At 64.9% G+C, this 990-nt stretch carries 2 protein-coding genes; both read right to left on the bottom strand.

Annotated features, from left to right (window positions below; genetic code table 11):
- On the bottom strand, positions 1–485 hold a 485-nt coding region (locus tag ACT84W_RS10585), incomplete at its 3' end, for a relaxase/mobilization nuclease domain-containing protein (RefSeq protein ID WP_444329187.1).
- A 10-nt stretch (positions 486–495) separates the two neighbouring features.
- A partial coding sequence (locus ACT84W_RS10580; RefSeq protein WP_444329186.1) for a hypothetical protein occupies positions 496–990 on the bottom strand: 495 nt, incomplete at its 5' end.

Below are 990 nucleotides of genomic sequence, written 5' to 3'. Positions count from 1 at the left end.
CGCATCCTCTCCGCGTGCAGGGTCTTCTGGCGGGACGCCCTGCCGTCGTTGAGGCGCTTGCCGGTCTCGAGGTCGGTCCGGTTGATCGCGATATGCACGGCGTACCGGTCGGTTCCGTCCCTGGAGTGCTCAAGGTGGAGCGCCCACGCCGCCTCCTGGTTCGGGTAGTGGCGGCCAACCCACTCCCGCGCGAACTCCATGCAGCTATCCCTGGACATCTTTCCGCCGTTGACGTCGCACTCATCGGGGTTGAACGCGATGATCTGGTGATAGCAGTAGGTGCACTTCGATCCCTTGCGGCCGGGCTCGTTGTGCCCGTAGGCCTCGCGCGTGCGGTCCATCTCCCGGGACCAGTTTTCGGGGTCGGTGAGGTTCCGAGAGTCGAAGTCGAGCACGTCATGTTTGCCGTTCGCTCGGTCGAGATATCCCGACAGGCTCTTCATGTGCTGGGCGCTCGTGATCGCGACCTGTTTGATTGCCGTCATGTCCATCCCCCTATTCGTCCCAGGCCGCCCACTCGTCCGGGAAGGTCGCGTTGTCCTCGTCGGCCTTGGCGGGGTCGTCTGGGGCGATTTCCTCTTTATCGGCGGCGTCGTCCCCGGTGCCGAATTCGGGGCACCATGGTGCGGGGGCTTCATATGCGTCGCCCTCTGCGGTGACTTTCGCGCGGGCGTAGTAAGCGGCCCGCTTCGCGCGCTCGGCCTGTTCGTCCCCGAGTCCGAAGAACGGGCCGGCGGGCGTCCTGTTGGCGTAGTCGAGTGGGAACTCGAACACGCCCTCGCGGCCCGGTTTCGAGTTCTCCCCGCCCTTGATGGCGATGAGGCCGTCGCGGATGGGGATGCGGTTCTGCCACTCCCATTCGTTTATCAGGGGAACGGCCGCCTCGTTGTAGCTCGTGCCAGATGAGGAGCGCCCTGCGCCTTTCTGGCTAGACGTTCCCATCGAGCGCACGGTCCGCTTTCCCGCGAGTGCCGTGAAGAACTTGAAGTC

This window comes from Paratractidigestivibacter sp. (assembly GCF_052362415.1).
Classification (GTDB): domain Bacteria; phylum Actinomycetota; class Coriobacteriia; order Coriobacteriales; family Atopobiaceae; genus Paratractidigestivibacter.
Note: the sequence above shows the minus strand (reverse complement) of the source record. Positions and strands in the feature narration are given on the sequence as shown.